This window comes from Paenibacillus liaoningensis (assembly GCF_059609455.1).
In genome coordinates this window covers 196453-222808 of sequence record NZ_JCAALU010000016.1, presented here as the reverse complement: position 1 = coordinate 222808, position 26356 = coordinate 196453, and the positions used below count along the sequence as shown (strand labels likewise).

Sequence of the window (26356 nt, the reverse complement as noted above, 5' to 3'; positions counted from 1 at the left end):
GGATGAGTATAGAAAAAGAGATTTATGTGCTTCTGACAGATACGGGAACCCTCTTCACAAGGATTATCCGAACGTTTACGAAGGATCCGCTGAATCACGCTTCGATCGCTTTTGATTCGGACCTGCGCGAAGTGTACAGCTTCGGCAGGAAAAATCCGAACAATCCGTTCTTCGGCGGATTCGTCCGGGAAGACGTGAGCAGCGAGTTTTTTGGCGAGTCGATGTGCGCCCTTTATCGATGCACGGTGAGCCCGGTAGTTTATGCTAATCTGAGAAATCAGGTTCAGCATTTTGAGCAAAATCAAGATTTGTATAGCTACAATTTGGTCGGCATGTTAGGCATTCTGTTCAATATCGAATGGGAGCGCAAAAATTCATACTTCTGCTCACAATTCGTGGCGACGATGTTCCAGCAAAGCGGGATGATTCTGATCGACAAGTCGCCGCTGCTCGTAACGCCTGGCGATCTCCAGCATACGCCCAAGCTGGAATTGGTGTATCATGGACATCTGAATTCATATGTGGGCTGTCAGAACAGCATGGCCGCGGCAGGCTCGTTCCGCACCGCATAGAAGGGATCCCGGAAGAAGTCGGGATCCCTTCCTTTTTTTCGAAGGCTGAACTGAATTTTCTTTTATTCCCCTGTAATGCAGGTTAGCAGTTCCCCAACAGGTGTACGAGGCCGAGGCTTAGGCTTCTTATCGGGATCAAAATAACCAAGATGCAGCGTGCCAATAATTCGTTCGCCTGGCTTTACGCCCGTAAGCCTGCAAAAATCCGGGTCGAAATTATATTCATTCGTCTTCCATACGACACCGATTCCCTGCTCCCACGCCAGCAGCTGGATATTTTGAATAAGCGCGGAGCCTGCACCAACAGCATCCTCCCATTCCCGCTGTCTAGCGTCAGCCTCTATGACGATGAGCAAATGGGCCTGCATGCGTTCGCAATAATCAAGCTGCAGCTTCTGTCCCCATTTTTCCCGCTCGTCCTCCGAGAACGTATGCAGCACCGCATCTGAAAACTGCTGCCTTCCAGCTCCCATGAACAAAATGAATCGCCAAGGCTCCTTGCGTGAATGAACCGGAGCCCATACAGCCGCATCCAACAGAGCAATGACCGTTTCCTTCGCCAACGTCCGATCGTTAAATTGACGTATCGTTCTTCTTTCGCGAATGAGCTGCTCAATTGCCGATATTGCCATCTCGCATCTTCCTCCTCTGCTCACCGCCCTTTATTGGGTAAGAAATTGAACCGTTTCTTCAATAATTTTCGTTTGGCCGATTGGGCCGCCAGGACCTTGAAACCATAGGCCATAGTCCACCAAATGGACATGGTTATTTTGAACAGCCTTCAAGCTTTTCCACACTTCAGTCTTCTGCATCTCCGTCGTTTCCGCAGGATCGGATGACAATAAGAAGATGTGGTCCGGGTCAATAGACGGCAGCTTCTCCAGCGAGATCACCTGCATGGAATCCGCTGGATCCGGTATAGAAGCTGGCGCTTGCAAGCCTAGATCATCATAAAGAACTTCATAGTTCCGTTTACTATAATAGCGCACTTCCTTATCAGACAGGCGCAAAAACATAACCGTGTCATCGCCGATAGCTTGCTTGATTTTCTCTTTGCCCTCTGCAGCCAGCTTCTCGTAATCCGCAATAACCTGCTTCGCCTGCTCCGTTCTTCCGAGCATGTCGCCCAGCTTAAGCAGGCTCGTCTTCATCCGAATGATGCCCTGCTCATCCTTCACTTTCTCCGCAAACAAGGTAGGGGCAATTTTATTTAAGCTGGCAAAGGATTCGCCCATAAAGTCTTGGCCAATAATCAGGTCTGGCTCCAAGGCTAAAATGCTCTCAAAATTCGGCTCCACCTGCCAGCCTAAATTTTTCTGCCCTTGCAGGCGATCGGCAAGATAGGTCGGGAATTGATCGCTGCCTTCTTCATTGCTTGATGCCGCCTGCGGCACGATGCCAAGCGCCAGCAAATAATCGGTAGCGGCCGGAAATAAGGAAATAATATTTTGAGGCTCCCCTTTAATAACCGTTTCTCCCCATGCATGCTGAATGACTTTCTCCTGCGTGGACGGCTGCTGGGTTGCTTGCCCGCTGTTCGTTTGCTGCGCTGCATTGCTGCCGTTTCCATTGCCACTCGCAGCTGTCGTGTTTGATGTGCCGGAGCATGCTGACAGTAATAGGGTAAGGCTAAGCATAAGAAGGAGCGTAATCGACTGTTTCGGTTTCATTGGTATGCGTGAGTCCCCTTTTTGTTTATATTGATAATGATTATCACCATTATGAATATAACGGCGAAAGGTACGCCTGACAATGGAGGATTCTGACCTGCCCGTAGCATTATACTGATCGGATGGCAAATGAACATAGCTCGTTTTAAAGCGTCCCGGAGAAATGCCAACATATTTTTTGAAAATACGATTGAAATACATCGCGTCTGGAATACCCACGCTTTCCGCAACCGCCTGTAGCGACGCATCGGTATGCAAAAGGAGTTCTCTCGCTTTATGGATTCGAATACGGGTCAAATATTCAATGAGACTGCTTCCCGTCTCTTTTTTAAACCTTCTGGATAGATGCCCCGCACTGCAATCCAGCAGTTCTGCCAGTCCATCCACCATGATGGGCTCTGCATATCGCTCGTTCAGATAACGGATTGCCTGCGCCACCATATTCGGCTTCATCGTTGGAATGCCCTGTGCATCCAGCTGCCGCAGCAGCTCGTGGACGAATTGATAAAACAAGGTTTTGACTTGGAATTTTGAAAGGGCGTCCGCCTGTCTCCACATTTGATTAAGGCTTGTAACATAGTTGTATAAAACAATCGGATAATGAGGAACGAAGGCATATTGAATGTGAAAAGGGAGCTGCTGCTCCAGTAAGGCTTGAAGCTCTCTGCTGCTGGGCAGCGGAAGGCTGGCCCGATAATAAATCATATAATATTCAAAGCAGTCCTCGACCTCGGAAATATCCAGACCTATGCCCTTTCCGCCATGCAGCACCTGCAGCTTGTTCACTTCATAGAATTTTCCGTCCAGTGCAACTTGGGCACTGCCTCTTGCTGTATATAAAAAACCGCTGGCTGGCAGCCGGTAGCCCTTCACTTGCTCCCCCGTGCGCATAACGTGATGCCGTATATCTAATATTTTAATAGAAGCCTGATTCCACAGCCTAACATGCTGCTCTATATCCATCGTTTCACCTTCCGATAAAAACCTGATCTGTATGCTTCTTTATTTTATCGATAATAATTCTCATCTACAATATAAATTTATTTAACACCATTTATAAATAGCTTGATATTACACTCAAAAACCTAAATAATGAGGAAATAGGGCTAATTGCTTGGATACATACCGTAACGATTAGAGATTTATTTTGCACAGCAGAAAGGTTGTCATTTACATCATGGAGTTATCTCAACGTTTAAGCCAGAAACGGGCAGCCAAGGAACCGTTCCCGGTCTCGATTCTCTCTCTTACGGTTGGCGCTTTTGCCATCGGCATGACGGAGTTTGTCATCATGGGGCTTCTGCCTAATGTCGCAACGGATTTGCATGTCAGCATCTCGGCTGCCGGACAGCTGATTACGATGTATGCCCTTGGGGTAGCTATCGGTGCCCCGATATTGACTATGCTCACCCAGCAGATTCCGCAAAAGCGGCTGTTATGTCTGCTGATGGTTTTATTTATTGTCGGCAATGTCATTTCGGTCTTTGCCCCAAGCTATGCCGTCCTGATGGGCGCACGGGTCATTACCGCGTTGACGCACGGAACTTTTTTCGGGGTCGGAGCCGTGATCGCTTCTAATCTTGTACCGCCGAACAAACGGGCCGGGGCCGTATCGATTATGATGGCCGGACTGACGATTGCCAATATTATTGGCGTTCCTCTCGGTACCTTTATCGGACAAAATATGGGCTGGCGAGCCTCATTCGGAGCCATTGCCATCATGGGCGTCATCGCCTTGGCAGGCATATTGGTTTTCATTCCAAAAATCAAGCAGGAACAAACAGCTAGCATCGTTCAACAGCTTGCCGCTCTTGCAAGACCGAAGCTCCTTGTATTCCTGCTAATATGCGCACTCGGCAATTCCGGACTATTCGCCGTCTTCACTTATATTACGCCGCTGCTTACGCAGGTTACGGGCTTTGCTGAGCACAGCGTAACGTGGATTTTAGTTCTTTTCGGCTGCGGCGTAACGCTCGGCAACATTGTCGGCGGGAAGCTTGCCGACTGGAAGCTGATGCCCGCCATTTTAGGGCTTTATGCGGCCATATCCGTCATTTTGGCTCTCCTAACCTTTACGATTCATAGTCCAGTGGCGGCCGTCGTGACGATTTTTCTCTGGGGAGCCGGTTCCTTCGCGGTTATGCCGGGGCTGCAGGTTCGAATTATGAGCCTTGCCAAAGCCGCTCCTGCTCTCGCCTCGACCTCGAGCCACTCCGCCGGCAATCTCGGCAATGCTGTGGGCGCCTTTATTGGCGGCTGGGTCATCACTCATCTGTCCTTAAACGCACTGCCATGGGTTGGAGCTGTACTTGTGGGACTGGCGCTGGTGCTGGGGCTTGCAACTTATATGTCGGAACGCAAAACAATCAAATAAAAAAACATTCAACATTTTAAATTGGAGGTATTTCAATGAGCAAACGCTATCGCATTACAAGAGCCCTGCAAAATAACAACTCGTCGGCGCTGACGATTTCTTTGGAAGAATGCAAACAATATTTTGCGTCGAAGCCTGATTTTTCATATACATCGGTGTTTACTGTAAAAGGCGCTACCACGATGTCTATAGAAGGCGATTTCTTTATGTGGAGCTGCGGAGAAGCTTCGATCCCCTTCCGGCATTATGAGGGCGATATTTACGTTTCCGGCACGAACGATGCGGTCATTCCTAAGCTCATTGAGGTTGCAAGCGAGCTGATCGCTGACATCGTAAACGAGTAGTTTTCGAGCCAACTCCAAACTTTTACTTCATACACAAATAGCCCTCACGACCACAACAACGTGGATGTCGGGGCTATTTTTTATGCCTATTCTCGCTATTTTCACTATTTTCATTCGTCCTTTATATAAATTTTGACAAAAAGTTCACAAAGATACAATTGTAAAAAATAGATAAATATGTAATGATTATATTCGTAGTCTACTAGAAGAAAAAGGAGAGTTTACCATGTTCAAGCGGCTTTTATTGGCGGTTTCTCTACTAGTCACGGCGGTATTTGGCGGGTTTTCCTTCACGCCTAGCGCGAATGCCCAGGCCATTCCCGAGGTAAGTCTGACAACCAGCAGCACACAATTGCCATCCTTCGACATTCCGGAAAGCAGCAAGCTTGACCTTACAGAAGCGTTGCCTGCACCTTCAGACATCTCTAGTTCGACACAAAGCCTGCAACAGCGCTCCCTCGACTCCGTCACTCAGGCGGTATACAATACCGATCCTGGCAACGCCTATACGATCAATACGGGCCAAGTCTATTTTGATTATATTGACCAAGCTGGCGGGCAGAAGTGGTTTAACTTTCAAACGACTGCGCCTAGCAAGCTGACCGCTTTTTTACAAACGGTACAATCCGCAGCTGTCGATTATGATTTGCACTTATTCCGCTTAGATTTAGATACCTTGCAATTGGTAGAGGAGCATTATTCGGTTTATGGTCCGCAAATGGACGAGCAAGTAAGCCGGATCGCTCCAGCGGGCATCTATTATTTGGCCGTCAATACGGTGGCAGGCTATGATGCAAGCAATCCGTTCTATTTTACAGTCGTTCAATCCTCTGTTTATGACAGTGCCGAGCCTGATGACAACTATGTGTATGCCAAAGCAAAAACAAGCGCCTTCACCGTCAGCCAGACCATCGACAACGCTTTTGACGAGGACTGGATCAAATTCACGGTCAGCACAGCTAAGCAGTACACAATATCTTTTAACAATCCAGCAGCTGGCACAAACTATCAGGTTAACATCTACAACCAGAATTTAAATCAGCTGGCTACCATTAACCAAAATACAAGTGGAACCTACAACATGAGTGCCGGCACTTATTATTTTAGAGTATTAAGCACTTCTTCGTTTAATGCTTCGCAGCCTTACACCTTCAGCGTGAGCAATGCGGCTGCGGCTGTCACGGTATCAAGCATTACCTCCGACCCTAACGTTTCAGGTTATATGACCTATGGGTATGGGAATAAGTATCGCATTCAAAACTATATAACAGTGACGGGATCAGCCCGGGATTCAAGCGGAGCTGCAGCTGCTAATGTCCCTATTACAGTGAGCATTAGAACCGTTCTAAACAATCTGCTTTATACGGCTACTACCACTACTAATTCCAGCGGAGGATTCACTGCCTCCATCTCCAGCATCCAGCCTGGTGTTGGGCTTTATGGCTATGATAACTGGGTCTCCTACCACTACTTTGATATTATTCCGATCCAGTTCAGCTCCAATAATGCGGTTTTGAGCTCTAATGAAACGACGCTTTACCACTTTGCTTATCAGATTTATCAACCTCATTAAATATTAAATATTAAATATTAAATGTGAGATGATAGAAGTATGATAAAAGCATAATAGAACTAAAGCCAATGCTCGCGGTCAAACGCGGCATTGGCTCTTTTTTTTGAAAATTAGCTTCCTATTCCTATTCAATTTGTGGCAATCCGCCTTCACGGGGTGGGAGGGTGAAAAGTTAAGAAGACAGGTCACGAAGACATTTAAGCAACGATTCGTTCCTTTATATAAGCCTTCGCTTGCTCCGCACAATGCCGAATATATTTAGCATCATCAAATAATTTACTCATCATGACTCCGCCTTCAATTAGCCCGATGACTACACTGCATGCTGCTTCCACATCCAGATCGCTGCGAAATTCTTGTCTACCCATCCCTTCCCTAACGATATTCCCAAGCTCGGTCATCAGCTCTTTCATGGCAAGCTGCGCCTTTTGCTTGAGCAGCGGGTGGCCGTCGTCATTTTCCACCGCAGTATTTAGAATGGGGCATCCGCCTTCACAAGCATCCTGTTCAATCAACGTTACATAGACATCGCATATTTCCAGCAGTTGATCTGTGGAGGAAGCTTTGTTCGAGATGGCATCCATCAGCAAACTCTTTAATTGCATAAAGGAATAATCAAAAGCAGCCAGCGCAATTTCATCCTTATTTTCAAAATGGTTATAGATGCCGCCCTTGCGGACATTGCAGCGCTCCATAATCTCCGACAACGACGTGCCCGCATACCCCTTCGTATTAAACAGGCCTGCTGATTGGCGAATAATATGTTCTTTCGTCATTTGTCCCTTGCGCATATCCAGCCCTCTTTTCAGAAAAATACCGATTGGTCTTAAAATAGCATACTCTTCTGCCGTGTTCAACTTCTTAGATGCAGATTCGCACCGTAACGCAAGAGGAATAGCAGCTTGATGGCACTCCAAAAGTATGTTAATTTAAAAACAGACCGATCGGTATTATTTGGAGGTGCTTCCTATTACAATTTCAATCCAACATATTCGCCACGCCACATTGGTCATTACGATAAACGGTAAAAAAATACTTGTGGATCCGATGTTAAGTGACGCCCGCGAGCTTCCGCCTGTTCCTTTCACTTGGACAATGCGCAGAAATCCGCTAACCCCGCTGCCCGTTCCCCTCCCTTTTTTTGAGGACATGGACGCTGTATTGTTAACCCATCGACATTTTGATCATATGGATAAAAAAGCGATCTCGGTGTTAAACAAGCGAACCCCCGTCTTTTGCCAGCCGGAAGATCAGACCTTCTTGCAGACCGCCGGCTTCCTCAACGTACAAGCCATCGACAACTCGTTGGAATGGTGCGGCATCCAGCTGAAACGGATCAAAGGACAGCATGCCCAAGGTATTTTTACCAGACTGCTTGGCCCTGTATCCGGATTCATCCTAAGTACAGCAGCGGATGGTTCTATTTATTTGGTCAGTGACTGCGTCTATACGCCTGCGATTGAAGAGACATTTAGGGAGAACCAGCCGGATATTGCGATTTTGCATACCGCACGCGCACAGCTGCTATTGGGGACGACTATTACGATGACAGCGGAAGATATCCTGCGTATTCGCAAGGTTTCGCCAGCTACGAAGCTCGTCGCTGTTCATATGGATGCGATTAGCCATTGTACACTCAAGCGCCAGCAGCTTAGAACCTTCCTGAAGGAGCGAGGCTTGGAAAATGAAGCGTTTATTCCTGAGGATGGAGAGGTCATTGCATTCTAGCTTTTCATGCGCTCCACTCAGCCTGCATAAATCTAGTAGAACTCTTCTCTACCTCAGCTTTATGGTATAATACCAATGATTTACATTAACCGAATAAAGTTGGGGGTACCTTTTTGAAGAAAATACATATTTGGGGAGCGGCTGCACTAATCGTGTGCTTGTCACTTGCCGGATGTTCCCAAGCATCTACAAATCATCAACAAGTGAAGCTGCGGACACAAACGAGCAATCACAATCCATCGAGGTCGATAACAGGCTGCTACAGACCGAATTTACGATGCCAGCTTCCATACTCAAAGACCAGGATATGGACAGTATAACGGCTGATGCGAAAAAGATTGGGATTGACGAAATTACTACAAATACGGACGGTTCCGTCACTTTTAGAATGCCGCAAGCTGCTCATAAGGAATGAATGAAAAAAGCAGGAAAAGGCATGCTGCAAGCGATAGAGGATCTAAAAAGCGGGAACTATTTGGCATTTATTAAGGGTGTCAAGCATAACAAAGCTTTCTCAGAGTTTACATTTATCGTGGATCAAAAAGCTTACAAAAACAGCTTAGATGCAATTGCGAATTTTGGCATTGGAGCGGCGGCAATGTCTTATCAAGCAATTGCTGGCGTATCTCCCGAAGAGCTCAAGGTCACCATTAACATTCAGGATGAGGGTACGGGAACTATTTTTGACACCATTATTTATCCTGATGCTTTAAATGAAATGAGTGGCAAATAAGCGGGAAATCTATAAAACTAGGATATGGGGGCCGAAGGAGCCATGAGCAAAAAGCAGGCGGAAACGATCCGCACCATGAAATATCGTTACAACGGGCCTAAAAATGGCATCGGCTATTCCTTTAGCCCCGTTCGTTATGAGGATGCAGAACCAGCCAATAATCGGATTTTTATTTATGAGGAAGATTTCAGCGATATGCTGCCGTATATTCAGCAAAAATACCCGCTTGCCGATATACGCACAGGCGAGATTTATGCAGCTTTCGATCCTTGCTGGGATAATCCGATACCGCAGGCGGTCTGGGAACAGGTTGTGCAGGAGCTTGATGCCCTATCTTTAGAAGACCCGGGCCAGCTTGCCTTTATCCATTCATTCACTGCTTGGGTTCGCGAGGTGCTGGAGCAGGCTGATGAAATTGTGGTTTATGGAAATTTGTAGAAGGAATGATCTCTGCTTTCCATTTCCCGTTCTCCCATAAGACGATCTAATCAATAAGTACAAGAAATACGGTACAACAACGCCAGCAAATTCATATGAACAGGTGATCAAGTTGAAGAACAAGCTGCGCAGTATATCAATCGACGGAGTAGACTATAAATATACGCTGTCTATGCGAGTCGAAAGCCAGACCTGTATGCACGAACTAAAAATTTATTTAAAGGATTCCAAAATCCACCCTTTACACATCCGCATACGCACATGGGATGATCCTATCGCTGGGTGTCCACTAAATTCGGGATTTATATTGGCTAATAATAGTAACAACATGCCTGAAGAGAATTACAATCTCAATCATCCCAAACGGGTTCGCGAGTGGCTCTTATATGGATTAAGCTGCGGATGGACTGGGACGAAAATGCTTGTCATCGAGGACGGACTTGCCGCTATGAAGGAAATGGGATATGAAATAGAGCGAATACAATCTAGTGCGTGTGCAACCGTAAACGGGCCAGATTCAGATCGAATCTAGCATCAAACGTATGGCCTCTACTACCGGGATTGTCCCCCTTATGAGTAGAACATTAGGGTTAACCCGATACTCCCTTGCACAAAGACTGACTTGGCGGACTCAGAAGCCACTATTTAACCGAATCACGGGTTAAGGCACTAGCTGCGGACTCAGAAGCCGCTAATGCGCGGTAAATGTCCATTTTGACGGGATTAGGAGCGCAATAACGACTTTCCTGTCCGCTTACGGCCTGAAATCGTAGAAAAATCCAGAATAGCGGAACCTCAGTCCTCCAAAAAAGGATCGAGCTTCCAGAGCTGCTGAAATTAGATCAAAAAAAGTGGCGGCGGCTCGTTGAGAAACGTTGACAGCATTTTTCAACTGCAATGGGCCATACAGGGTTAAAATACATGCTCGTCTAAGTCGCGAATCTTGACAAACCTTCCATTCCATATGTGCTCGTGATGCTCAATAATTTGAGGAGCGGTCAGCACAGCGTTCGCAAGGGTGCTATGGCTATTTTTCGCCAAAATATTAGACTTATAGCCACGGCTGTACGCGGCTCGAATCGTTGTATCCAAACAAAATTCGGTTTGTGCTCCAGCAAAAATAAGCTGTTCAATCGATTTCCCCTCCAAAACAACAGGCAATTCAGTGTTGTGGAACGAATCCCATGTCGTTTTTCGAATGACTGCATCCCCTGGCCTAATATCCAGTCCGTGATGCAACTGCCAATCTGGTGAATCGACATAAAATTCTCCATTTTTATTGTTATAATCCGTATGCTGGATAAAAATCACCGGAACCTCTGCCCTTCGTGCAGTCGCAATCCATTGGTTAATGCGGAGCACCAAGTCCTCTTTTTGATATAAGTAATTTTCCGGCAAGTTAAAAAAAACCTCCTGCACATCGATAACGATTAATGCTTGTTTCATCTCGGTTCTCTCCCTGTCTATTTCAATTCAATTCAATTCTTCTCCACCCTTATTTCCTCAATAATCAAATATTGCTCGCCATATGAACGCTGAATGTCTTCCATGCCTAACCGGAGTGATCGCAATAAAATTTGCGAATCCCTACTGACTTTTTCATGAATGATGCATTTCATATAGTTCCTGCCCATGTCTACCTCAGGACTGTCATCTGTAAATTGATTGATAGAGTTAACGGCATTAATCGTAAGCGTGGATACGGCTGCGGCAATAATGTCTAAGCCATATTTGGAAAATCCCGTGCTGCCCTTAGCTACAAAACCATAAATATCCTGATTGGCGTAGGTGAAAAAGGTTATTACGAAAGGATCTCTATGCTCCTCTGCTAATATGTCCCTTTGCCTATCCATTCTTATGTTGATATCATCATGCTCCATGAAATCCATCTCCTTGGTCGGTTCAAAAATGCTAAGTCCGCTATTGAAAATGGGATAATTCCCCTGCTGCTGCTTAAATTTTACTATAGCATGCTGCTGGACCGACGTATAGCTGATTCGAAGCGATGCTAGAAATTAGGCCCATTTCCCCAAAAAAAAAAAAAAAAACCAGCCCCAGCAACGGATACTAATCTCCGCCGCTTGACTGGTCGTTGCTGGGCCCCACCTGATCCTATTCCTGTTCCTATTCAACTCACCGCCATAACTCCTATTGCACCATTCAAGCTTCCCCTATTTCCCATCCTTGCAAAACATCTTAATGACATGAAATGACTTCGCATGGATCTCATATTCCATCGTGCTGCTCACCTTGATTTCGTGCTTTTGCGGAGCTACGTTAAGCGGGAGCTCGATAGAGTTGACCGCATCTTCTCCGCCTTGCATAATATAAACTTCCGCATCCTCGGCGAGCTGGAATTCGATCTTCAGCTCTACCCGAACGGTACGCTTGAGCGTATTGACCAGCTTCACGAAGATCACGCCCTCTTCAGCATCATAGGAGACGGAGAACGGAATTTCCTCTTCGTCATGGACGACCTTAAGCAGTTCGCTTCCCATAAGCGTGCTGTACATTTTTTGCACATAGTAGCTAGGGCTGCCATAGGAATGCTCGCCATCAAGCCAAATCATATCCGGTGACCACTGGGAATAGCCCAATCTTGCGAACAGCGGCGCATAAGAAGCGAGGACGACTACATCGGCATTCCGCTCAAGCCCCGTCATAAAGGCTGCCTCTCCCAAAGCGGCACTCCAGTTGTTAAAATGGGGCGCGTTCATGCCATTGCCATGGTGAGCCGCATATTCGCCAGCAAACACTTTAATGTTTCTTGGATACTTATCATAGAAATGGACGTTTTCGCACAGCCATTCCGGCTTTACATAATAATGCTCGTCTACCGCATACACGAAATCCGGATTTTTCGCCGCTCTGTCTTTATAGTAGTTCCACGCATTTTCATAGTTTTTCGAGGAAATATCCGGGCCTGCTGAGCCGATGAGCTTCATCGCTGGATATTGACGATGAATGGCTTGCTGGAACAGGTCGGAGCGCTTATAAAAATCGACATGCTCCGTTTCCCACTGCTCATTACCGAGACCAATCATTTCTAGTCCGAAAGGCTCTGGATGCCCCATTTGCGCCCGAATAAGTCCCCATTGCGAATCTGCTGGTCCATTAGCGAACTCGATCAGATCCAGCGCATCGTCAATGTATTCTTGAAAAGCTGGCGTATCGACGCATACGAGCTCATCAGACTGATACTGACAAGCGAGTCCAACATTCAAAACGGGGATTGCCTTCGCCCCCAAATATTCGCATAGCAGAAAATATTCATAATACCCGATTCCGAGCGTCTGATTATAGTGGCTGTATGGGCTCATAAACTGGTTTTCCTCATTATTTCCATGCAGCGCCCAGCGGTTGGTATTTGGTTTCCGCTCTTCCGCTTTTCCTATGCCATGCTTCCATTGGTAACGGTTATCCAGAGAGTAGCCCTCTACGACGCAGCCTCCGGGAAACCGCAAAAATCCCGGCTTCATATCCTTCAGCAGCTCTACCAAATCTGTGCGGAACAGTCCCAACACCGCATCTGCGGGAATCATGGAAATAAAATCAAAGCAGACGGTGCCCGGCTCGTTCAGTTGAATGACAAAAGCGCCATAAGAAACGACCTCGCTAGCGTGCAGCTCCGCTTTGTATTGAATCCATTCGCCTTTAACGGATGAAGTAACCTCAGCAAAAGCCATGATCTTTCCATTTTTCTCCACAAACACTTCAATGCCACCTGAGTAATTTTCTGCTCGTGCGTAGAAAGAGACGTGATAGGCCACGTCCTTCTTCAAACAAACGCCATCATACGCTTTATTCGTAAAAGCCTTCTGGCTATCCGTCGCGGTGAACGCCAGATAGTGCGGGTTTGTCGTGTTTTGCGGCTTGTCCGTTTCGATATTCAAAATAGCGCCGCTTGCAGCTTGCGGATATGCACTCCAGCCATAAAGTCCGGCATACGTCTCCTGAACACTGCCTTTGTCCCCTGTTGTCTCTAAAAACTCAAAGGAACGGTTTTCGATCATTTCCGCATGAAGACCACCGTCGAGCCCGTAATTGATATCTTCGAAAAACAGTCCGATCATGCCCTTCTCGATAGCAGGGCCACGTTGATTTGTTATATGGATTTGCATATATATCCCCTCTTTGCCACGTCACGCTGAACGTTGAATTTGATATATTCAGCATAATTTAGAAGGGCAGGAGCATTCAATTACACATTATGCGCATCTACTAACCTATTGTGCAAATTATATTTACAACGCAGCAAGCGGATTATACAATGGGCATACCCCGCATCCATGGAGGCGCTTATGAATATTGGAAATATAGGCTTTAATCATAGCCACGATAGCGATTTTATTATCAATAGGCCGCAAGGCTCCGGCGACTATATGCTGCTGCTTTTGAAAACACCTGCATTTTTCACCTTAAATGGCTCCGAAATGCTGACTGAACCGAATTCCTTCATCCTTTACAGCGAGGACGAGCCGCAAATGTACCGCGCATGCGGAGCGCAGTTTACAAATGACTGGTTTCACTTCAAGCTGCAGGAGGGCGATGAAGTTCTGCTCGCTGAGCTAGAAATCCCCCAAAATCAAATCGTCCGCATTGGCGACATGAACGAGCTGTCGTTGATGATTAACCATTTGTGCTATGAAAACTATTCCTCCAACCGTTTCAAATCAGAAACGATTCAATTATATTTGAAGCTGTTTTTTATTAAGCTAAGCAACAAAATCCATGTTTCCAATAAAGAAATCAGCAGCACCCACTACAATAAAATGTCGATTGTCCGCACTAAAATGTACAATCAGCCTTTTCTTCCGTGGACGATAGCCGGACTCTCTCATGAGCTGACGATGAGCAAATCTTGTTTTCAACACTTGTATAAGGACTTTTTTGGCGTTAGCCCGATTACGGACTTGATTCTGAGCCGAATCGAGCATGCGAAATATTTGCTTTCAACGACGGATATTTCCGTGAAGAAGGTTTCGGAGATGTGCGGCTATAATAATGAAATTCATTTTATGCGGCAATTCAAGCAGCAAATGAAACAAACGCCCAGCCAATATAGAGAAGCGATTCAGTTAACTGGAAGCAGAACATAAGACTAAGAAATTAGGACCAGAGCCAAAGCCTCAGTTACATCAGGTATTTGCTATGGTAAACTGGATGGCGGCATTGTTTTTCTTTCCAGAAACTGTTGGTTGCTGTATAAAAGCGAGTTCATCTTAAAATGGGGGTTGTCTCTATGAAAAAAAATAATAGACGATGGTTAAGCGGAGTGGCCCTTATATTGTCGCTGCTTACCCTTTCAGCATGTGGTTCTTCGGGACCTACACAATCAGATTTTGACAGTTTGCAGGAAAAGGTTGCGGGGCTGGAACAGCAGCTTGCCGCTAAGGAACAAGAGCTGGAAGAGCTCAAATCAACGGTTGTAGCCATTAATCAAGCTGGCGGCAGTGTCGATGCGTCTGCGCCAAGCGATAATGGCCCGGCTGACAAAGGGGACGATGTTCGAATTACCTTTGATCAGTATCAGCAGATTGTGATTGGCATGACCTATGATGAGGTGAAAAATATTGTTGGCGGTGACGGTAGCGCCTTGAGCGAAACCGCAGATATGGTCGTCTACTCCTATTATGGCGCAGGAGATACAGGAGCGAATGCTATCCTCTCTTTCAACAAAGGAAAGCTGCTATCCAAAGCACAGGCAGGACTCGAATAAAATAACGATTGGGCAAAAAGAACAGACAGCCTTCACTCATTAATAACATGAGATGCGGGCTGTCTGTTTGTCTAATGCCTACTGTGGACTCGCTTCAATGGGATTGATCGCAAATATCGAATGAATATTGCCTTCCGGATCAGCGAAAAAGCCTGTTGTATGTCCCCAAGCCTTTAATTGAGGCGCTGTAATCGCTGTAGCTCCTTTTGAGACAAACTCATCATAAAGAGCATAAACCTCTTCTGGAGAAGAGCATTGAAAATTAAGCTCAAACGCCTGCCCTTGGTGTTCCTCCGTAAACGAAGGATGGTCGTTCGTATTATCCGCCATTAACGGCTTGGAGCATATCGCCAAACGAACCCCATTATTTTCAAACTCCGCATAATGACCTTCTTCTACTACGATTTTAAATCCGAGTACATCACGATAAAAGCTGGCCAGCCGGGATACATCATTCGATAATACGGTAATGCCTTCTAATTGCACTTTCATCCTGGCAGCTCCCTTACTCGCTTCGTTCTAACTTTCTCCTAAGTCTATATGAACTAAATTAATTCTTCAATCGCCACTTTGTACAAATAGTTGCCTTCACTGAACAGCACACGGTTTTCTCGAAAATCTTGAGTAAGCGGTTTAAGCGGCTCCGCCTGCTCATTCAAAAAATGAATTTTGTGCCCCGCACTCAAGCTGTCTCGTTTTTCATTTTTCTTCAAAATAAAGGTCTCATGCTTGCCGTAGCCGCCGTCGAATAAAAAGTAGTACCCATCCGTACAAAACCCGGCGGAGCCGGAAATATTCGGATTCAAATAGGTAACCTTAGCCTGCTCGGGTCCGCCTGAAATACGGCCTAACAGAAAGTCCGTGTAAAAATAGAACCAGATCTCCTGTTCATTCACGACATTCAGCGCATAACAATCCGCGATATTCGACGTGTGGTCTTCGTATATTTTGTTGCCATGCTCATCCCAAGCCAGGAGACCTTGTGCCCCAATGGGATGATTCCACCCGTTATTTCCAAAAACACCTTCGTCGAAATAACTGGTCCAAATGGTGCCCTTCTCCGTTACCTGCACGCTCTGAATGCCGTCTCCCAGCATAAATTCCCGAACGGTCTCGCCCTTATAGTCACATACTTTGGCGTTCAAATCATATCTCTCTAAGCCATAATAAGAGCAGCGCGCACCGACTAACAGCAGTTTATTCCGAAGGGGCTGCACATAATGATAATTGAAATGCTGTCCCTCAATCACCACTGCTTCCATATAGTTATCTTCTATGATGAGCACCTTATAGGTGTACGTTTCCTTCAGCGCTGATGGGACGTGCACGCCTCGTTTCCGTTTCGGGATGCGGTTAACCAGCAGTACATACACGCATTCATCACCGCCGAGCTGGGCCGAAACCACCTCAAAGCCCTCCATATGCACAGACATATCCGCATAAGGCTGCAGCGCTACCGTTTTATCAAACATATCCATTCCTCCCCTTCGATATCATCAAAAGCACCGTCGGTATTCAATAACTGAATTATGTGTGAGCACGGTGCTGCTGAACAGGGTAGAAGTATGGCAAAGGATAAAGCGGGCATGCTCGTCTCTATTGAACTGTCTTGAATTAGCCCGCAGCTCTCCTAAACTTTCGTTAATTTCAACACCCTCGCAATGTTCTCGGCAGTACGTTCTACGTTGCTTGGACCTTCCTTCAGAAGCTTCTCCAAATCGGAGGCTCCTGGAACAATTCCGAACACAGCATCAATGCCTTCGGCGTATAACGTTTCGATTCCTTCCCCAATGTATCCGGCGATAGCTATGACCGGCTTGCCCGCTTCCTTGGCCGCTTGTGCTACACCGTAGGGGGTTTTGCCAAATTTCGTCTGAAAATCAATGCCGCCTTCACCCGTAAACACGACATCGGCCTCAGCCAACTTGTCTCGAAGTTCTGTATATTCAATTACAATTTCAATACCCTTGCGCAAAACCGCCTGCGTGAAAATCAATAGGCCTGCCCCCAATCCGCCAGCTGCGCCTGCGCCCGGTATGTCTCGAACATCCTTACGCAATTGCTGCTTAACGACATCTGCATAATGTGAAAGATTCGCATCCAGCCGCTGAACCATTTCCGGCGTCGCTCCCTTCTGCGGACCAAATACCTGCGAAGCGCCATGCTCCCCGCATAACGGATTCGTCACATCGCAGGCGACAATAAACTGCACTTCCTGCAAACGCTCATCCAGCATCGACACATCGATGCGGGCCAAGTGTTCCAGAGCCCCTCCGCCACGCGAAAGTGCCTGTCCTTGTGCATCAAGGAATTTTGCACCGAGCGCTTCAGCCATGCCCGCTCCCCCATCGTTGGTGGCGCTGCCGCCGATTCCAATAATGATTTTGCGGATTCCCTGATCCAAGCAAGCGCGAATCACTTCGCCGGTCCCGTAAGTAGTGGTGCAAAGCGGGTTTTTCGTTTGCTTCGTCACCAGATGAATGCCACTGGCCGATGCCATCTCGATAACCGCCGTTGTACCGTCGCCAAGAATGCCATATGCTGCCGTTACGGTCTGGCCAAGCGGTCCGCTTACTTCTTTATAATGTATAGTCCCTCCTGTAGCATCCACAAGGGATTGCACCGTTCCTTCTCCTCCGTCAGCCATCGGGACATGAATATAACCTGCTGCCGGATAGATTTTCCTTAGCCCTTTTTCCATTGCGATGCAGACTTCTTTTGCTGTCATGCTTTCCTTGAATGAATCTGGTGCCAGCACGAATATCGTTTCTTTCATTTTTTCACCCCATCCTCGTGATTGAAAGGAGAAATCCGTAAATCCATGTAGCTGCAATAGCCATCATACCCCAAATTACAGTTTCATAGGGGACAACGCCCATCCGCTGTCGCCCCGCTGGCTTATTGCGGAATGACACCAGTCGTTCCCTCTGACGGAATGATGAAAGACAAGTCGGCATCCTTGTACTGGCGATTGATGACCGTGCGTTTAATCGTCAGCTCTTTCGGCATGCTGTTCATGCCAAACATCACGAATCCAAGATCAGCCCCATCGTCCAAATTCGGATGTTCAGGGCTATATCCCCCGCCAACCGACATCCGGTATTCCTTGCCATTCTCATCAACGGCGATCCAAGTATCCGACGCAAAGTTGGGATTGCTGAACGTTCCCCCAATTGGAATTTTCCCTACCCCATCTGAGTTGACCGTTAATCCCTTGAGCAGCAATGAATCGCCAGCGTCTTCAAATAGGACAGGATTTTCGGCCGAAGCTTGAGACGGATCAAAGACGACCGAGGCCTCGCTTTTTTCCCGAATCATATAGCTGTCCAGCACAAACCGGATCTGCTGCTTGTCATAGGCAAAATCATCGAATTGGTAAAACCATTTCGTCAACCCGCTCCATCGGTCAAACTCGTAGCGACGGCTTGAAAATTCCATTTCCGTCATGCTTGGGCTCTTCTCAAGCACATTGCCTTGTTCATCCTCCAGATGGTAGTTTAACAGATTAAACCCGCTTTGACCGTTTAATGCCCTGCTCGCCGCCTCCGGCGTCAGCGACGTCGTAAATTCAAGCGAGCCTCCGCTCGGCGTACGGGTTGCTCCTTGCATCTGAATCCGAATGCCGCTTGGCGTCTCATAAGAAATGCCGATAGGGGTGAGCAGCGTCTGGGCTTTCGCCTTGCTCAAATCGACATCGAACCGCAGCGCCCATCGACCCTTGACCGTCTTAGACGAAAAGTCATCCGAACCCGGTGTTCCTTGATGCAAGGCGATCTGGTTAATGTAAGCGTCGAGCTGCAGCTTGTCTTTCAATACTGGCCGTCTAAAAACAAATTCGAATCGGCTCGTAGTCGTATTGCCTCCCGTCATGATTCCATAAGGGATATCTCCAATATGCCCTCTATCTACATCAAAAAGATTGAAATTCCCATTAGTAGATTGAATTTCGCCAGCTACCGGATTTCCTTTCGCATCATAAATGTCGATTCCTACAATGAGACGGGTCGAATCGGCTATCACTTCGTTAACCTTCAGCGTATAACCCTGATCCTCGGCGCTGGCATCCGGATGCTGCACAAGTCCTGCTTCCTGCGCCTGCTTCATGCCGTTATCCACATAACTGTTCTGGGCAAAAAGCGACCGCACCATATCCGCAAGTGTCGGTTGTGCGTATAGCAGCGTGCTTCCCGCGAGCACGACGGCAGCGGCTGCAAGCCCCCAGGCTTTGCGTCTTGAAGATTTTCTGACCGCATATTGACGTTTGACTTGATGGGCAATAGATGAGGTGCCCGGCTCAAGATCAAGCGGATCACGATTTCCCGCTGGCTCTATGTCGATGCCCTCCAGCTCCAGCATCACCCGATCGGTAAAATCGTCTTGAAGCTTGTCCTCGAACAAGACGCTTTCTATTTTTTTATCTTCCATCGTCGGTGTTGGTGTCGGTGTTGGTGTCGGTGTTGGTGTCGGTGTCGGTGTCGGTGTCGCTGCTTCAGCCCCCGCTTTAAGACCGGCTGTTTCAGCTTTTGTACGATTCCAAAATGTCATAACGTTGTCCCTCCTTGGCTTCTACCATTTTCCGCAGTCTGATTTTAGCGCGGTGAACGATGTTGGTGACCTGCCGTACAGACATGCCGGTTATGCTGGCGATTTCCTCGTGGCTCAGCTGGTTCGTGTAGCGGAGAACCAGCACCAGCCGATAATGCTCAGGCAGCTTCTCCAGCAGATGGTCCAGCTCAGAGCGCAGCTCTTTTTGCAGCAGCTTGGATTCGGGTGTCTCGCGTTCGCAGCCTTCATCCTGCACGGGGGATTCTGCTGTTTTCCGTCGCCAGCCGTCCTTCTGCAAGTTAACAGCTATTGTATAAAGCCAGCCAGCAAAGCTTTGCACCGGATTATGCGATGCCAGCTTGCGGTACGCCTTGAGCAGCGTCTCCTGCGTCAAATCCTCAGCATCAGCCTCGGAAGAGCCCATTTTTCGAAACAGTCCATAAAGCTTATTTTGATAGCGCCGGACGATATCCGCGTACGCTTGTTTATTTCCGTTCAGCACGGCTTTGATTATCATATGATCGTCTCTCAGCTCCACTTGCTTCCCTCCTCTTACGGTGCGACTTTTGTTTATCTCACTACTAAGACTCCCCATCCTCGCTAATTCTCTCACTTGATTTTAAAAGTTTTTGAGCCTATTGTGGTGAATTGGCATTTATTTCAGCAAAAAAAGACGCCAGTCCTCCAAAACAGCCGTCCGACCGACTAAGGCGTGTATGCAAACGTAAGCGAGCCAGACCCTGATTGAATTTAGCGTCAAACGTATTGCCTCTTCTACCGGAAATATCACGCTTCATGAATATAAACAAGCGTACCTTAAGGCAGCTCTATGCGCTTGGTTTCATAGTTCTACTCCCTGCACAAAGATAGTTTTGGCGGACACAGCAGACGCTATTTTATTAGGATCACGGGTTATGGGACAGGCTGCGGACTCAGGAGACGCTAATGCACTTCCAGTAGCCATTTTGCTCGGATTATTGGGTAGATAACGGATCTCCTGTCCGCTTAAAGCCTAATATCGTTGAAAAAGCCAGAATAGCGGAACCTCAGTCCCCCAAAAAAAGGAGCGAGCTTTCCGAGCCGCATGGTCTTAGCAACAAAGGCCTCAGCAACAATGGTCTTAGCGACAATGGTCTTAGCAACAATCTCACGCTGCGGCTCCTTAAGTCTTGAATCGTCAGATGAGACTTGCTTTTAGATTTGCTTTGAGATCTGCTTTGAAATTTGCTTTGAGATTCGCTTCGAATAAGCGCTAAGCAAGACGCAGTAGACCGACTCCGGTTTGCTTGCACGCCCTAGTATTTGGAAGATACATAGGAATAGATTAAAATAGAGCTATTAATGAAAAGGGGTGGTAATATGCCATTGCATCACATTTCTTTGCCAGCGCTTAGCGCCTCCCCAGGTCCTATCGCTGTTATGCATCCTTTGCCTAATGAGCAAAATATGTCGGTGCTTGCCTTAAATCATGCATGTGAATTGTGGAAGCTGAACCTTGCTACAGGACTTGCTGAACAACTGCTCCAAGTGGATATCCCTGAGTTCAATATTCATCATCCCGTGCAAGTCGTAATCAGTAAAGATGGGCAATATGCAGCGGTTTCGAACTGTTTTGGCCGTCACGCCGCAGTTTATGATTTGCTCGCCCGTCAACAAATGATGAAGCTGTCTCGAGACGACTATCATTCAGAGGTATGTACCTTTCCGTTAGCCTTTGCCGAGATTGACGGACGATCTCTGCTCATTCATGGAACACTGTGGAATCGTGTGGACTTAACCGATGTGTTGACAGGGGAGCTTCTAAGCAGCCGTCCACAGGCCGAATATGAAGACGACGGCTATCTTAATTATTTTCACGCCAAACTTTATGTATCGCCGGATCAGCAGTGGGTTGTAGATACGGGCTGGGTATGGCAGCCTGTTGGTATTATTCGGTCCTGGAATGTCCGAGCTTGGCTTAAAAACGCTCGTGAGTCGGAAGACGGTGCTTCCGTATCCTCACCTTGGGAAATACTTGTGGACTGGGACTTGCCCGCCGCTTGGGTAGATTCGCAGACCATTGCAATCTGGGGACAAGTGGATGGCGATCTATTCGATGAGGAGGATTTGCCGGATGAAGGCGCATTGCCTGTCGTTATGGTGTTCAATGTGATGACGGGTGAACGTTCAATCGTATTAAGAGAGGCCCCTGCCTATGAGACCACTTCACCAATAGAGAATGTTTATCCTCATCCACAGGGAAAATTAGCAGTAGATGGTGATCGCTTGTTCTTATGGGGGAGGGGGCTGAATATGACCGTATGGAATAGGCATGACGGGGCACAGGAAGCTGCAGAGGAAGCCTTCTGTCCTGATTTGTACCATGAAGGGGGGCGGCTATTTCTACAATTGGATTCGCAGGGCGGCATTTCGGCTTGGCGTCATACGCCCTAGATGAGCCTCCTATTCGCCTCTGGGAGGGGCTTCGGCTTCTAGCGCGATTAATTCATATAGGTCATTTACCGAGCATCCAATCGTATCAGCGATTGAAATAGCGGTTTTCAAGGGCATCATTCTCTTATTTTCTATAAAATCATTCATCCGCTCGTGTTTATAATGCAGCGCTTCGGTTAATTGACCGATGGTCATGTCGGCTTCCGCTAATCGCTCAAGCAGCAAGCAGCGCCCAAGTTCAAATTTCATTTAATCTCCTCCTACTATGTTTGGCTATTCATAAGAAAGCGGATCAGTCGCCTTTTTCCGCCCTTAGAATAATTCCCCAATGTCGGGCTATTTATAAATTTCGAGCAGCAGCTAATATTTTATTCCGTAAAGGTGAGGTTGATATGAAAAATAATCCGCTGGCCTACATAAATACCCTTGAGGAAAAAGCATGAATAGGGCAGCAGAGTGGAGCATCCGTGTGCTGTCCGTAGAGCCAGAATGGCTGCATTTCCCCCATGCGCATCAGGATACATTAGGATATCGGTTAAAGCTCAGTCATTCGCCAAAAATAGAGCTGCTTCGCTATGATCACATTCAAGTGACCACGGGGACAACTGGCACTTCATCTTGGGCCGCTTTCACAGCGATCGTGATGGAGATTAACCCGGAATCGCTGCTGCTCTTCACAGCCCCCATGTATCATAAGCAGTTAAAGGAAGCGCATAAGATCAAACGGATTTTCTCCCCACGCCATTCGATTCAAGGTGCGGAGCAGCTCATTGCACATTATGGTTATTTTCCTCCCTTTCACTACGATGAAATAATGGATGCAAGCTGGGATGGGGAAAATGAAGGTTCGAGCGAGGAGAAAAGCTTGACCATTGCTATTAAGCCCTCCTTAGTTGAAGAGGCAGCGAAAAATGTCATCTTCCGTTTTGATGGGGTCCAGGAAGAGAATCTCTCTACTGTCGAGGAGCACAATACTATTTTTCAATTGGAATTTACTTATCAGGAAGAAGCGATACATGTTGTCATCGACTCACAAGAAGGTTTTGGCGGACAATTTCTGTGCCGCAGCGTCCATGTTAGCTGGGAAAGTTAAATAAAGCTGGCACCAGTCAATGACCGGCGTCAGCCTGCTGCTGTGCGCTTTCTCCAAACTTCTGCTGCAGAAGCGCTTTATTTTTATCAAGAAAACGGACATTATGCGAAGAAACACCAGCCATATCAGAAGCTCCCGGCTCATTGTGAGCCCAAATACCGATATCGGTTATTATGCTGCAAAGCCTATTCTATCAGCTATTTTTGCAAGAAATAATCGTAGTAGGCACCTTGAATCAGTAACACAATTTCACCGAAAACCCCTATGACAAAAAATAGGAAGTAGTAACTTGCCGATGATACCTCTTTGTTAAATAGCTCTTTAAAGGCTTGACTAAACACCCGCTCGAATTTAAACCAATTCAGGACCCAGCCGATAATGAGAAAAGTAAGGATCGCCATGTTGAAAACACCGCCCCCAATATCCATATTATTGTTGAGCTTATTATAATGGATAATTCGCCAAATCGAAAATGGTACATCATACATATAAAGATGGCGGCGGTTCAATCGTCACGATTTCTGGATAATGTACGTTCAATGCAGAAGCGCCTCTTGCGCCCCTTTTAAATACTGCTTAAGATGCGTATATTTTCGGTTGGCCATTTATTCATAAACAATTAGCCCCCTGACTCTTTACAGAGCGGGAGCTAACATCATTTTAGTATCTTTTTGGGAGGGATTTTTGATTCAAACATTCCCTACAAAACCGCGCGGATCTGCAGCGAATGTTTGAATCCATTTCAGCCCCTCATTTAAACGGGCAGCAGCTCATCTACAAGATGTGTTTTCATCGAATCAAATTGAAATCTGGTTGAGGCCGTAATTCCACGCCAGTCAAAACAGCCACGAATGGTTTTTTCATATTTTCCATTATAAAGCTCGCGATCTGCATCCAAAATGTGGCCCAGCATTTTGTTGTAGCTAAATTTTTGCACCTCTGTGTTGCTCCAAGCAGTGGCCATTAGCTTACCAAATGTGTCTCTGGCATCCAGCAATGCTTTCGTAAATTGCTCCTCCTTGCCTGGATAAAGGGCTTCAAATTCCCGTTGCACTTTAGAAATCTCATCTCCCTTTGCATGAAACGAGCGATCTCCAAGCGATTGCGAAATTAAGCCTTGTTCAATTAAATTAAGTTGAAACATCTCTACTAATATATCAAAGGCACCTCCCGTAAATGGTTGGGATAAAGCATGTGGTTCTCGCCCAACCATACTCATTTTGAAATCATTAAATGCTATGCGTATGGATCGGCCACCGCTTAATTCCCCGAGTCGGGTTAATTCGTTAGGGGAGAACAAGTTCCCCTTCGTGTTATCCAGCAACCGTTTAATTACAGAATCGAAATGTAAGGTTGCCACTATTGCCACTAGATCGCCAAAAGCCTCATGATGCCCGCCATACTCAGGCGTTAATTGATCAGAATTTTGAATTTCATCTAACCCTTTTAAAACCGAAAAATTAATGGTGTGGCCTGTTTCATGCGCTAATACATCAAAATTTTCACAATAGGCATCATTATGATCTATTCTGCCATTTCTTCCTCTAGGAAAACCGAACTCCAAAAAACCTTCCAAACCTGAGTGAGCATTGTCCCATTCCACTCTGGGAATTAGCAGAAGTTTTGGCGGCGAAAACGGCCATTTAATGGCATGTCCAAAATAATCCTCCCAAATCTCCATTACACGCCTTACCGTGGCAAACATGGTCATTGCTGAAAACTCATGCGTTCCCGGTCGAATATGATCAAAATGGCCGTCTGCATCGGGCTTCACGGGCGGATTCTGTTCACCTTCATATCTGTACTTGAACGCAGGGGAACCCTCAAAGCCAAAAGGAATCTTATTAACAGCATCAACCACGTATATTCTGTTGTCTTCCGGTCCGCTCTGTATCGAGCCTGGCTGAGCATTAAGATAAACCACCTCGGGTTGTTCGAATCCAGGAATGGTTTTGCTTTGCGGATAGATTAAAAACCGCGTTCCATTTTCTCGTGCATTAGCATCTAACATTTGCGACATTATTGTATCCTCCTCGGTTATGAGCTGACAACGAATATTATATTTACCTAAATTCAGTGTTATTATCACTCGTTTGTTTGGTATATAAAGGTCATAATAATTATATTAACTTATTATGGCTGTCGTAATTTGATACATAAAAGCGGTCTTAAACACACAAGATGTTACAGGTTCAAAAACACATTTTTGGAGGGATACACTGATGACATTTCAAAAAATTTGGGAAGCGGATATGAAGGAAAACGGAATCCTCCCTTTGATTAAAGGACTTAGTGACAATCAAAAGGACCCTGCACAAGGTTACGTTATCGTCGATATGAACCCGCAGCCCGATGAAGCTTCAACGCCAGGAAGTGAAAAGAATGAGATTACAGTATTTAAGGAAACCCTAATTCCTGACAGCAAACAGCCCTCGTACGACTTATTTATTAAATTGCATGATAATTATGATTGGAAAGTAGGAAGCAAGGAATCAACTTCTCCTGAGGAGCAAGCTGAGGTCAATGAGTTCTTACAATTTGCTATTGGAACTAAGCCCATGCAAATTGCTCGGGAATATGCTGAATCGAACGGACATCTTGCGGCTGGGAATTCAGATGATGATTGGAAGAACATGCTGAAAGCACTGTGGTTCAAACTAATTAAAGGAAACAGCACCTCTTATTTTGAGCATGTGTTTCTAGGCGAGCAAGGCAGTAAAAGGAGGAAATTGGGCGGCCATCATTTCTGGTACCATTATTTGATTAACGATGGCCCCTTCGTCAAATTGGAAAAAGAAGATTCAATTGTTTTCATTAGACATGTAGAAGTAAATAAAATAGAAGCTAGTAAGCTCGCTGAAGTGATAACGATTGAATACTCTTTGGAAGAAATAGATAATCAAGGTAAAAAAACAAAGCTGATTAAAAATATCGGAGGTTTTTTTGTCGGTACAAGCCCAGAAGGCCTACTTGCTCTAGGTACAGTCGCGTTTCTCGATGGCAGGGAACATATCCCGGTTGAGCTTAATGGAGAGAAGCTTGATATCACTGTGTTTCGAACTCAAGATGAAAAGAAAGACGCACGAACTTTCTACCCGGTGATCAAAGAGGCAGTTCCAGCACATTAAGCAAAA

Annotated in this window: 27 protein-coding genes; 13 read left to right on the top strand and 14 right to left on the bottom strand. The window is 46.4% G+C overall.

The window, feature by feature from the left end; genetic code table 11:
- Positions 1-2: 2 nt before the first annotated feature.
- The gene (locus tag AC6B99_RS24830) at positions 3-572 is read left to right on the top strand and encodes a C40 family peptidase (RefSeq protein WP_056031469.1); all 570 of its coding nucleotides are present in this window, start codon (positions 3-5) and stop codon (positions 570-572) included.
- A 62-nt stretch (positions 573-634) separates the two neighbouring features.
- Here AC6B99_RS24830 and AC6B99_RS24825 read toward each other — a convergent pair whose 3' ends face one another.
- Positions 635-1204, bottom strand: coding sequence for a nitroreductase family protein (locus tag AC6B99_RS24825; protein ID WP_496664467.1), 570 nt, complete (start codon positions 1202-1204; stop codon positions 635-637).
- A 30-nt stretch (positions 1205-1234) separates the two neighbouring features.
- Complete coding sequence (locus tag AC6B99_RS24820) at positions 1235-3205, bottom strand: ABC transporter substrate-binding protein (protein ID WP_494878951.1); 1971 nt, start codon at positions 3203-3205, stop codon at positions 1235-1237.
- Positions 3206-3419: 214 nt separating this feature from the next.
- Between AC6B99_RS24820 and AC6B99_RS24815 the strand changes: the two genes are divergently transcribed.
- The 3 genes from AC6B99_RS24815 to AC6B99_RS24805 all read left to right on the top strand — a co-directional run bounded on the left by AC6B99_RS24815 (position 3420) and on the right by AC6B99_RS24805 (position 6533).
- Complete coding sequence (locus tag AC6B99_RS24815; RefSeq protein ID WP_496664466.1) at positions 3420-4616, top strand: MFS transporter; 1197 nt, start codon at positions 3420-3422, stop codon at positions 4614-4616.
- A 35-nt stretch (positions 4617-4651) separates the two neighbouring features.
- On the top strand, positions 4652-4960 hold the full coding sequence (locus tag AC6B99_RS24810; protein WP_056031478.1) for a hypothetical protein: 309 nt from the start codon (positions 4652-4654) through the stop codon (positions 4958-4960).
- Positions 4961-5186: 226 nt separating this feature from the next.
- Entirely contained in the window at positions 5187-6533 is a 1347-nt protein-coding gene (locus AC6B99_RS24805; protein ID WP_496664465.1) for a carboxypeptidase-like regulatory domain-containing protein, read from the top strand.
- 197 nt (positions 6534-6730) lie between these two features.
- Here AC6B99_RS24805 and AC6B99_RS24800 read toward each other — a convergent pair whose 3' ends face one another.
- Entirely contained in the window at positions 6731-7324 is a 594-nt protein-coding gene (locus AC6B99_RS24800; RefSeq protein ID WP_496664464.1) for a TetR/AcrR family transcriptional regulator, read from the bottom strand.
- 169 nt (positions 7325-7493) lie between these two features.
- Here AC6B99_RS24800 and AC6B99_RS24795 point away from each other — a divergent pair, with 169 nt between their 5' ends.
- The 4 genes from AC6B99_RS24795 to AC6B99_RS24780 all read left to right on the top strand — a co-directional run bounded on the left by AC6B99_RS24795 (position 7494) and on the right by AC6B99_RS24780 (position 9432).
- The gene (locus tag AC6B99_RS24795; RefSeq protein WP_496664463.1) at positions 7494-8261 is read left to right on the top strand and encodes an MBL fold metallo-hydrolase; all 768 of its coding nucleotides are present in this window, start codon (positions 7494-7496) and stop codon (positions 8259-8261) included.
- Between the two features lie 130 nt (positions 8262-8391).
- The gene (locus tag AC6B99_RS24790; RefSeq protein WP_496664462.1) at positions 8392-8676 is read left to right on the top strand and encodes a hypothetical protein; all 285 of its coding nucleotides are present in this window, start codon (positions 8392-8394) and stop codon (positions 8674-8676) included.
- 21 nt (positions 8677-8697) lie between these two features.
- A complete protein-coding gene (locus AC6B99_RS24785) occupies positions 8698-8994 on the top strand; it encodes a hypothetical protein (RefSeq protein WP_496664461.1) in 297 nt (98 codons plus the stop codon).
- 42 nt (positions 8995-9036) lie between these two features.
- Entirely contained in the window at positions 9037-9432 is a 396-nt protein-coding gene (locus tag AC6B99_RS24780; protein ID WP_494878963.1) for a hypothetical protein, read from the top strand.
- A gap of 912 nt (positions 9433-10344) precedes the next feature.
- Here the strand turns inward: AC6B99_RS24780 and AC6B99_RS24775 are convergent.
- The 3 genes from AC6B99_RS24775 to AC6B99_RS24765 all read right to left on the bottom strand — a co-directional run bounded on the left by AC6B99_RS24775 (position 10345) and on the right by AC6B99_RS24765 (position 13553).
- On the bottom strand, positions 10345-10878 hold the full coding sequence (locus tag AC6B99_RS24775) for an isochorismatase family protein (RefSeq protein WP_056031496.1): 534 nt from the start codon (positions 10876-10878) through the stop codon (positions 10345-10347).
- Between the two features lie 32 nt (positions 10879-10910).
- Positions 10911-11312, bottom strand: coding sequence for a ribosomal-processing cysteine protease Prp (locus AC6B99_RS24770; protein WP_056031499.1), 402 nt, complete (start codon positions 11310-11312; stop codon positions 10911-10913).
- A gap of 291 nt (positions 11313-11603) precedes the next feature.
- On the bottom strand, positions 11604-13553 hold the full coding sequence (locus AC6B99_RS24765; protein ID WP_496664460.1) for an alpha-L-arabinofuranosidase family protein: 1950 nt from the start codon (positions 13551-13553) through the stop codon (positions 11604-11606).
- 180 nt (positions 13554-13733) lie between these two features.
- On the opposite strand from AC6B99_RS24765, the gene AC6B99_RS24760 reads away from it, so the two are divergent.
- Both AC6B99_RS24760 and AC6B99_RS24755 read left to right on the top strand, forming a co-directional pair.
- Positions 13734-14531, top strand: coding sequence for an AraC family transcriptional regulator (locus AC6B99_RS24760; protein ID WP_496664459.1), 798 nt, complete (start codon positions 13734-13736; stop codon positions 14529-14531).
- Positions 14532-14674: 143 nt separating this feature from the next.
- On the top strand, positions 14675-15151 hold the full coding sequence (locus AC6B99_RS24755) for a hypothetical protein (protein WP_494865335.1): 477 nt from the start codon (positions 14675-14677) through the stop codon (positions 15149-15151).
- A 78-nt stretch (positions 15152-15229) separates the two neighbouring features.
- Here the strand turns inward: AC6B99_RS24755 and AC6B99_RS24750 are convergent, their stop codons facing one another.
- The 5 genes from AC6B99_RS24750 to AC6B99_RS24730 all read right to left on the bottom strand — a co-directional run bounded on the left by AC6B99_RS24750 (position 15230) and on the right by AC6B99_RS24730 (position 20234).
- Positions 15230-15643, bottom strand: a complete 414-nt coding sequence (locus AC6B99_RS24750; protein WP_496664458.1) for a VOC family protein — start codon at positions 15641-15643, stop codon at positions 15230-15232.
- Positions 15644-15696: 53 nt separating this feature from the next.
- Positions 15697-16623 (bottom strand): YxiH-YxzG fusion protein, encoded by a 927-nt coding sequence (locus tag AC6B99_RS24745; RefSeq protein ID WP_494878968.1) that lies wholly within the window; start codon positions 16621-16623, stop codon positions 15697-15699.
- Positions 16624-16781: 158 nt separating this feature from the next.
- Positions 16782-17927 (bottom strand): glycerate kinase family protein, encoded by a 1146-nt coding sequence (locus tag AC6B99_RS24740; RefSeq protein ID WP_056031523.1) that lies wholly within the window; start codon positions 17925-17927, stop codon positions 16782-16784.
- A gap of 122 nt (positions 17928-18049) precedes the next feature.
- Positions 18050-19696: a DUF4179 domain-containing protein gene (locus AC6B99_RS24735; protein WP_496664457.1), complete on the bottom strand. Its 1647-nt coding sequence runs from the start codon at positions 19694-19696 to the stop codon at positions 18050-18052.
- Complete coding sequence (locus AC6B99_RS24730) at positions 19668-20234, bottom strand: RNA polymerase sigma factor (protein ID WP_235533071.1); 567 nt, start codon at positions 20232-20234, stop codon at positions 19668-19670. Before AC6B99_RS24730 ends, AC6B99_RS24735 begins: the two co-directional genes overlap by 29 nt.
- A gap of 821 nt (positions 20235-21055) precedes the next feature.
- Here AC6B99_RS24730 and AC6B99_RS24725 point away from each other — a divergent pair.
- Positions 21056-22129 (top strand): hypothetical protein, encoded by a 1074-nt coding sequence (locus tag AC6B99_RS24725; RefSeq protein ID WP_496664456.1) that lies wholly within the window; start codon positions 21056-21058, stop codon positions 22127-22129.
- 9 nt (positions 22130-22138) lie between these two features.
- Here AC6B99_RS24725 and AC6B99_RS24720 read toward each other — a convergent pair whose 3' ends face one another.
- Entirely contained in the window at positions 22139-22378 is a 240-nt protein-coding gene (locus tag AC6B99_RS24720) for a helix-turn-helix domain-containing protein (RefSeq protein ID WP_056031541.1), read from the bottom strand.
- Between the two features lie 190 nt (positions 22379-22568).
- On the opposite strand from AC6B99_RS24720, the gene AC6B99_RS24715 reads away from it, so the two are divergent.
- Positions 22569-23222: a hypothetical protein gene (locus AC6B99_RS24715; protein WP_494878980.1), complete on the top strand. Its 654-nt coding sequence runs from the start codon at positions 22569-22571 to the stop codon at positions 23220-23222.
- A 197-nt stretch (positions 23223-23419) separates the two neighbouring features.
- Here the strand turns inward: AC6B99_RS24715 and AC6B99_RS24710 are convergent, their stop codons facing one another.
- Together AC6B99_RS24710 and AC6B99_RS24705 are read right to left on the bottom strand one after the other, a co-directional pair.
- Positions 23420-23731 (bottom strand): hypothetical protein, encoded by a 312-nt coding sequence (locus AC6B99_RS24710; RefSeq protein WP_155972863.1) that lies wholly within the window; start codon positions 23729-23731, stop codon positions 23420-23422.
- A gap of 245 nt (positions 23732-23976) precedes the next feature.
- Positions 23977-25242, bottom strand: a complete 1266-nt coding sequence (locus AC6B99_RS24705) for a gluzincin family metallopeptidase (RefSeq protein ID WP_056031551.1) — start codon at positions 25240-25242, stop codon at positions 23977-23979.
- 202 nt (positions 25243-25444) lie between these two features.
- Between AC6B99_RS24705 and AC6B99_RS24700 the strand changes: the two genes are divergently transcribed.
- Positions 25445-26350, top strand: coding sequence for a hypothetical protein (locus AC6B99_RS24700; RefSeq protein WP_494865322.1), 906 nt, complete (start codon positions 25445-25447; stop codon positions 26348-26350).
- Positions 26351-26356 lie beyond the last annotated feature (6 nt).

Coding starts and splice junctions, on each gene's coding strand:
- AC6B99_RS24830 (WP_056031469.1), top strand. CDS start 3: ATGAGTATAGAAAAAGAGATTTATGTGCTTCTGACAGATACGGGAACC.
- AC6B99_RS24825 (WP_496664467.1), bottom strand. CDS start 1,204: ATGGCAATATCGGCAATTGAGCAGCTCATTCGCGAAAGAAGAACGATA.
- AC6B99_RS24820 (WP_494878951.1), bottom strand. CDS start 3,205: ATGGATATAGAGCAGCATGTTAGGCTGTGGAATCAGGCTTCTATTAAA.
- AC6B99_RS24815 (WP_496664466.1), top strand. CDS start 3,420: ATGGAGTTATCTCAACGTTTAAGCCAGAAACGGGCAGCCAAGGAACCG.
- AC6B99_RS24810 (WP_056031478.1), top strand. CDS start 4,652: ATGAGCAAACGCTATCGCATTACAAGAGCCCTGCAAAATAACAACTCG.
- AC6B99_RS24805 (WP_496664465.1), top strand. CDS start 5,187: ATGTTCAAGCGGCTTTTATTGGCGGTTTCTCTACTAGTCACGGCGGTA.
- AC6B99_RS24800 (WP_496664464.1), bottom strand. CDS start 7,324: ATGCGCAAGGGACAAATGACGAAAGAACATATTATTCGCCAATCAGCA.
- AC6B99_RS24785 (WP_496664461.1), top strand. CDS start 8,698: ATGCTGCAAGCGATAGAGGATCTAAAAAGCGGGAACTATTTGGCATTT.
- AC6B99_RS24780 (WP_494878963.1), top strand. CDS start 9,037: ATGAGCAAAAAGCAGGCGGAAACGATCCGCACCATGAAATATCGTTAC.
- AC6B99_RS24775 (WP_056031496.1), bottom strand. CDS start 10,878: ATGAAACAAGCATTAATCGTTATCGATGTGCAGGAGGTTTTTTTTAAC.
- AC6B99_RS24770 (WP_056031499.1), bottom strand. CDS start 11,312: ATGGAGCATGATGATATCAACATAAGAATGGATAGGCAAAGGGACATA.
- AC6B99_RS24765 (WP_496664460.1), bottom strand. CDS start 13,553: ATGCAAATCCATATAACAAATCAACGTGGCCCTGCTATCGAGAAGGGC.
- AC6B99_RS24760 (WP_496664459.1), top strand. CDS start 13,734: ATGAATATTGGAAATATAGGCTTTAATCATAGCCACGATAGCGATTTT.
- AC6B99_RS24755 (WP_494865335.1), top strand. CDS start 14,675: ATGAAAAAAAATAATAGACGATGGTTAAGCGGAGTGGCCCTTATATTG.
- AC6B99_RS24750 (WP_496664458.1), bottom strand. CDS start 15,643: ATGAAAGTGCAATTAGAAGGCATTACCGTATTATCGAATGATGTATCC.
- AC6B99_RS24745 (WP_494878968.1), bottom strand. CDS start 16,623: ATGTTTGATAAAACGGTAGCGCTGCAGCCTTATGCGGATATGTCTGTG.
- AC6B99_RS24740 (WP_056031523.1), bottom strand. CDS start 17,927: ATGAAAGAAACGATATTCGTGCTGGCACCAGATTCATTCAAGGAAAGC.
- AC6B99_RS24735 (WP_496664457.1), bottom strand. CDS start 19,696: ATGACATTTTGGAATCGTACAAAAGCTGAAACAGCCGGTCTTAAAGCG.
- AC6B99_RS24725 (WP_496664456.1), top strand. CDS start 21,056: ATGCCATTGCATCACATTTCTTTGCCAGCGCTTAGCGCCTCCCCAGGT.
- AC6B99_RS24720 (WP_056031541.1), bottom strand. CDS start 22,378: ATGAAATTTGAACTTGGGCGCTGCTTGCTGCTTGAGCGATTAGCGGAA.
- AC6B99_RS24715 (WP_494878980.1), top strand. CDS start 22,569: ATGAATAGGGCAGCAGAGTGGAGCATCCGTGTGCTGTCCGTAGAGCCA.
- AC6B99_RS24705 (WP_056031551.1), bottom strand. CDS start 25,242: ATGTCGCAAATGTTAGATGCTAATGCACGAGAAAATGGAACGCGGTTT.
- AC6B99_RS24700 (WP_494865322.1), top strand. CDS start 25,445: ATGACATTTCAAAAAATTTGGGAAGCGGATATGAAGGAAAACGGAATC.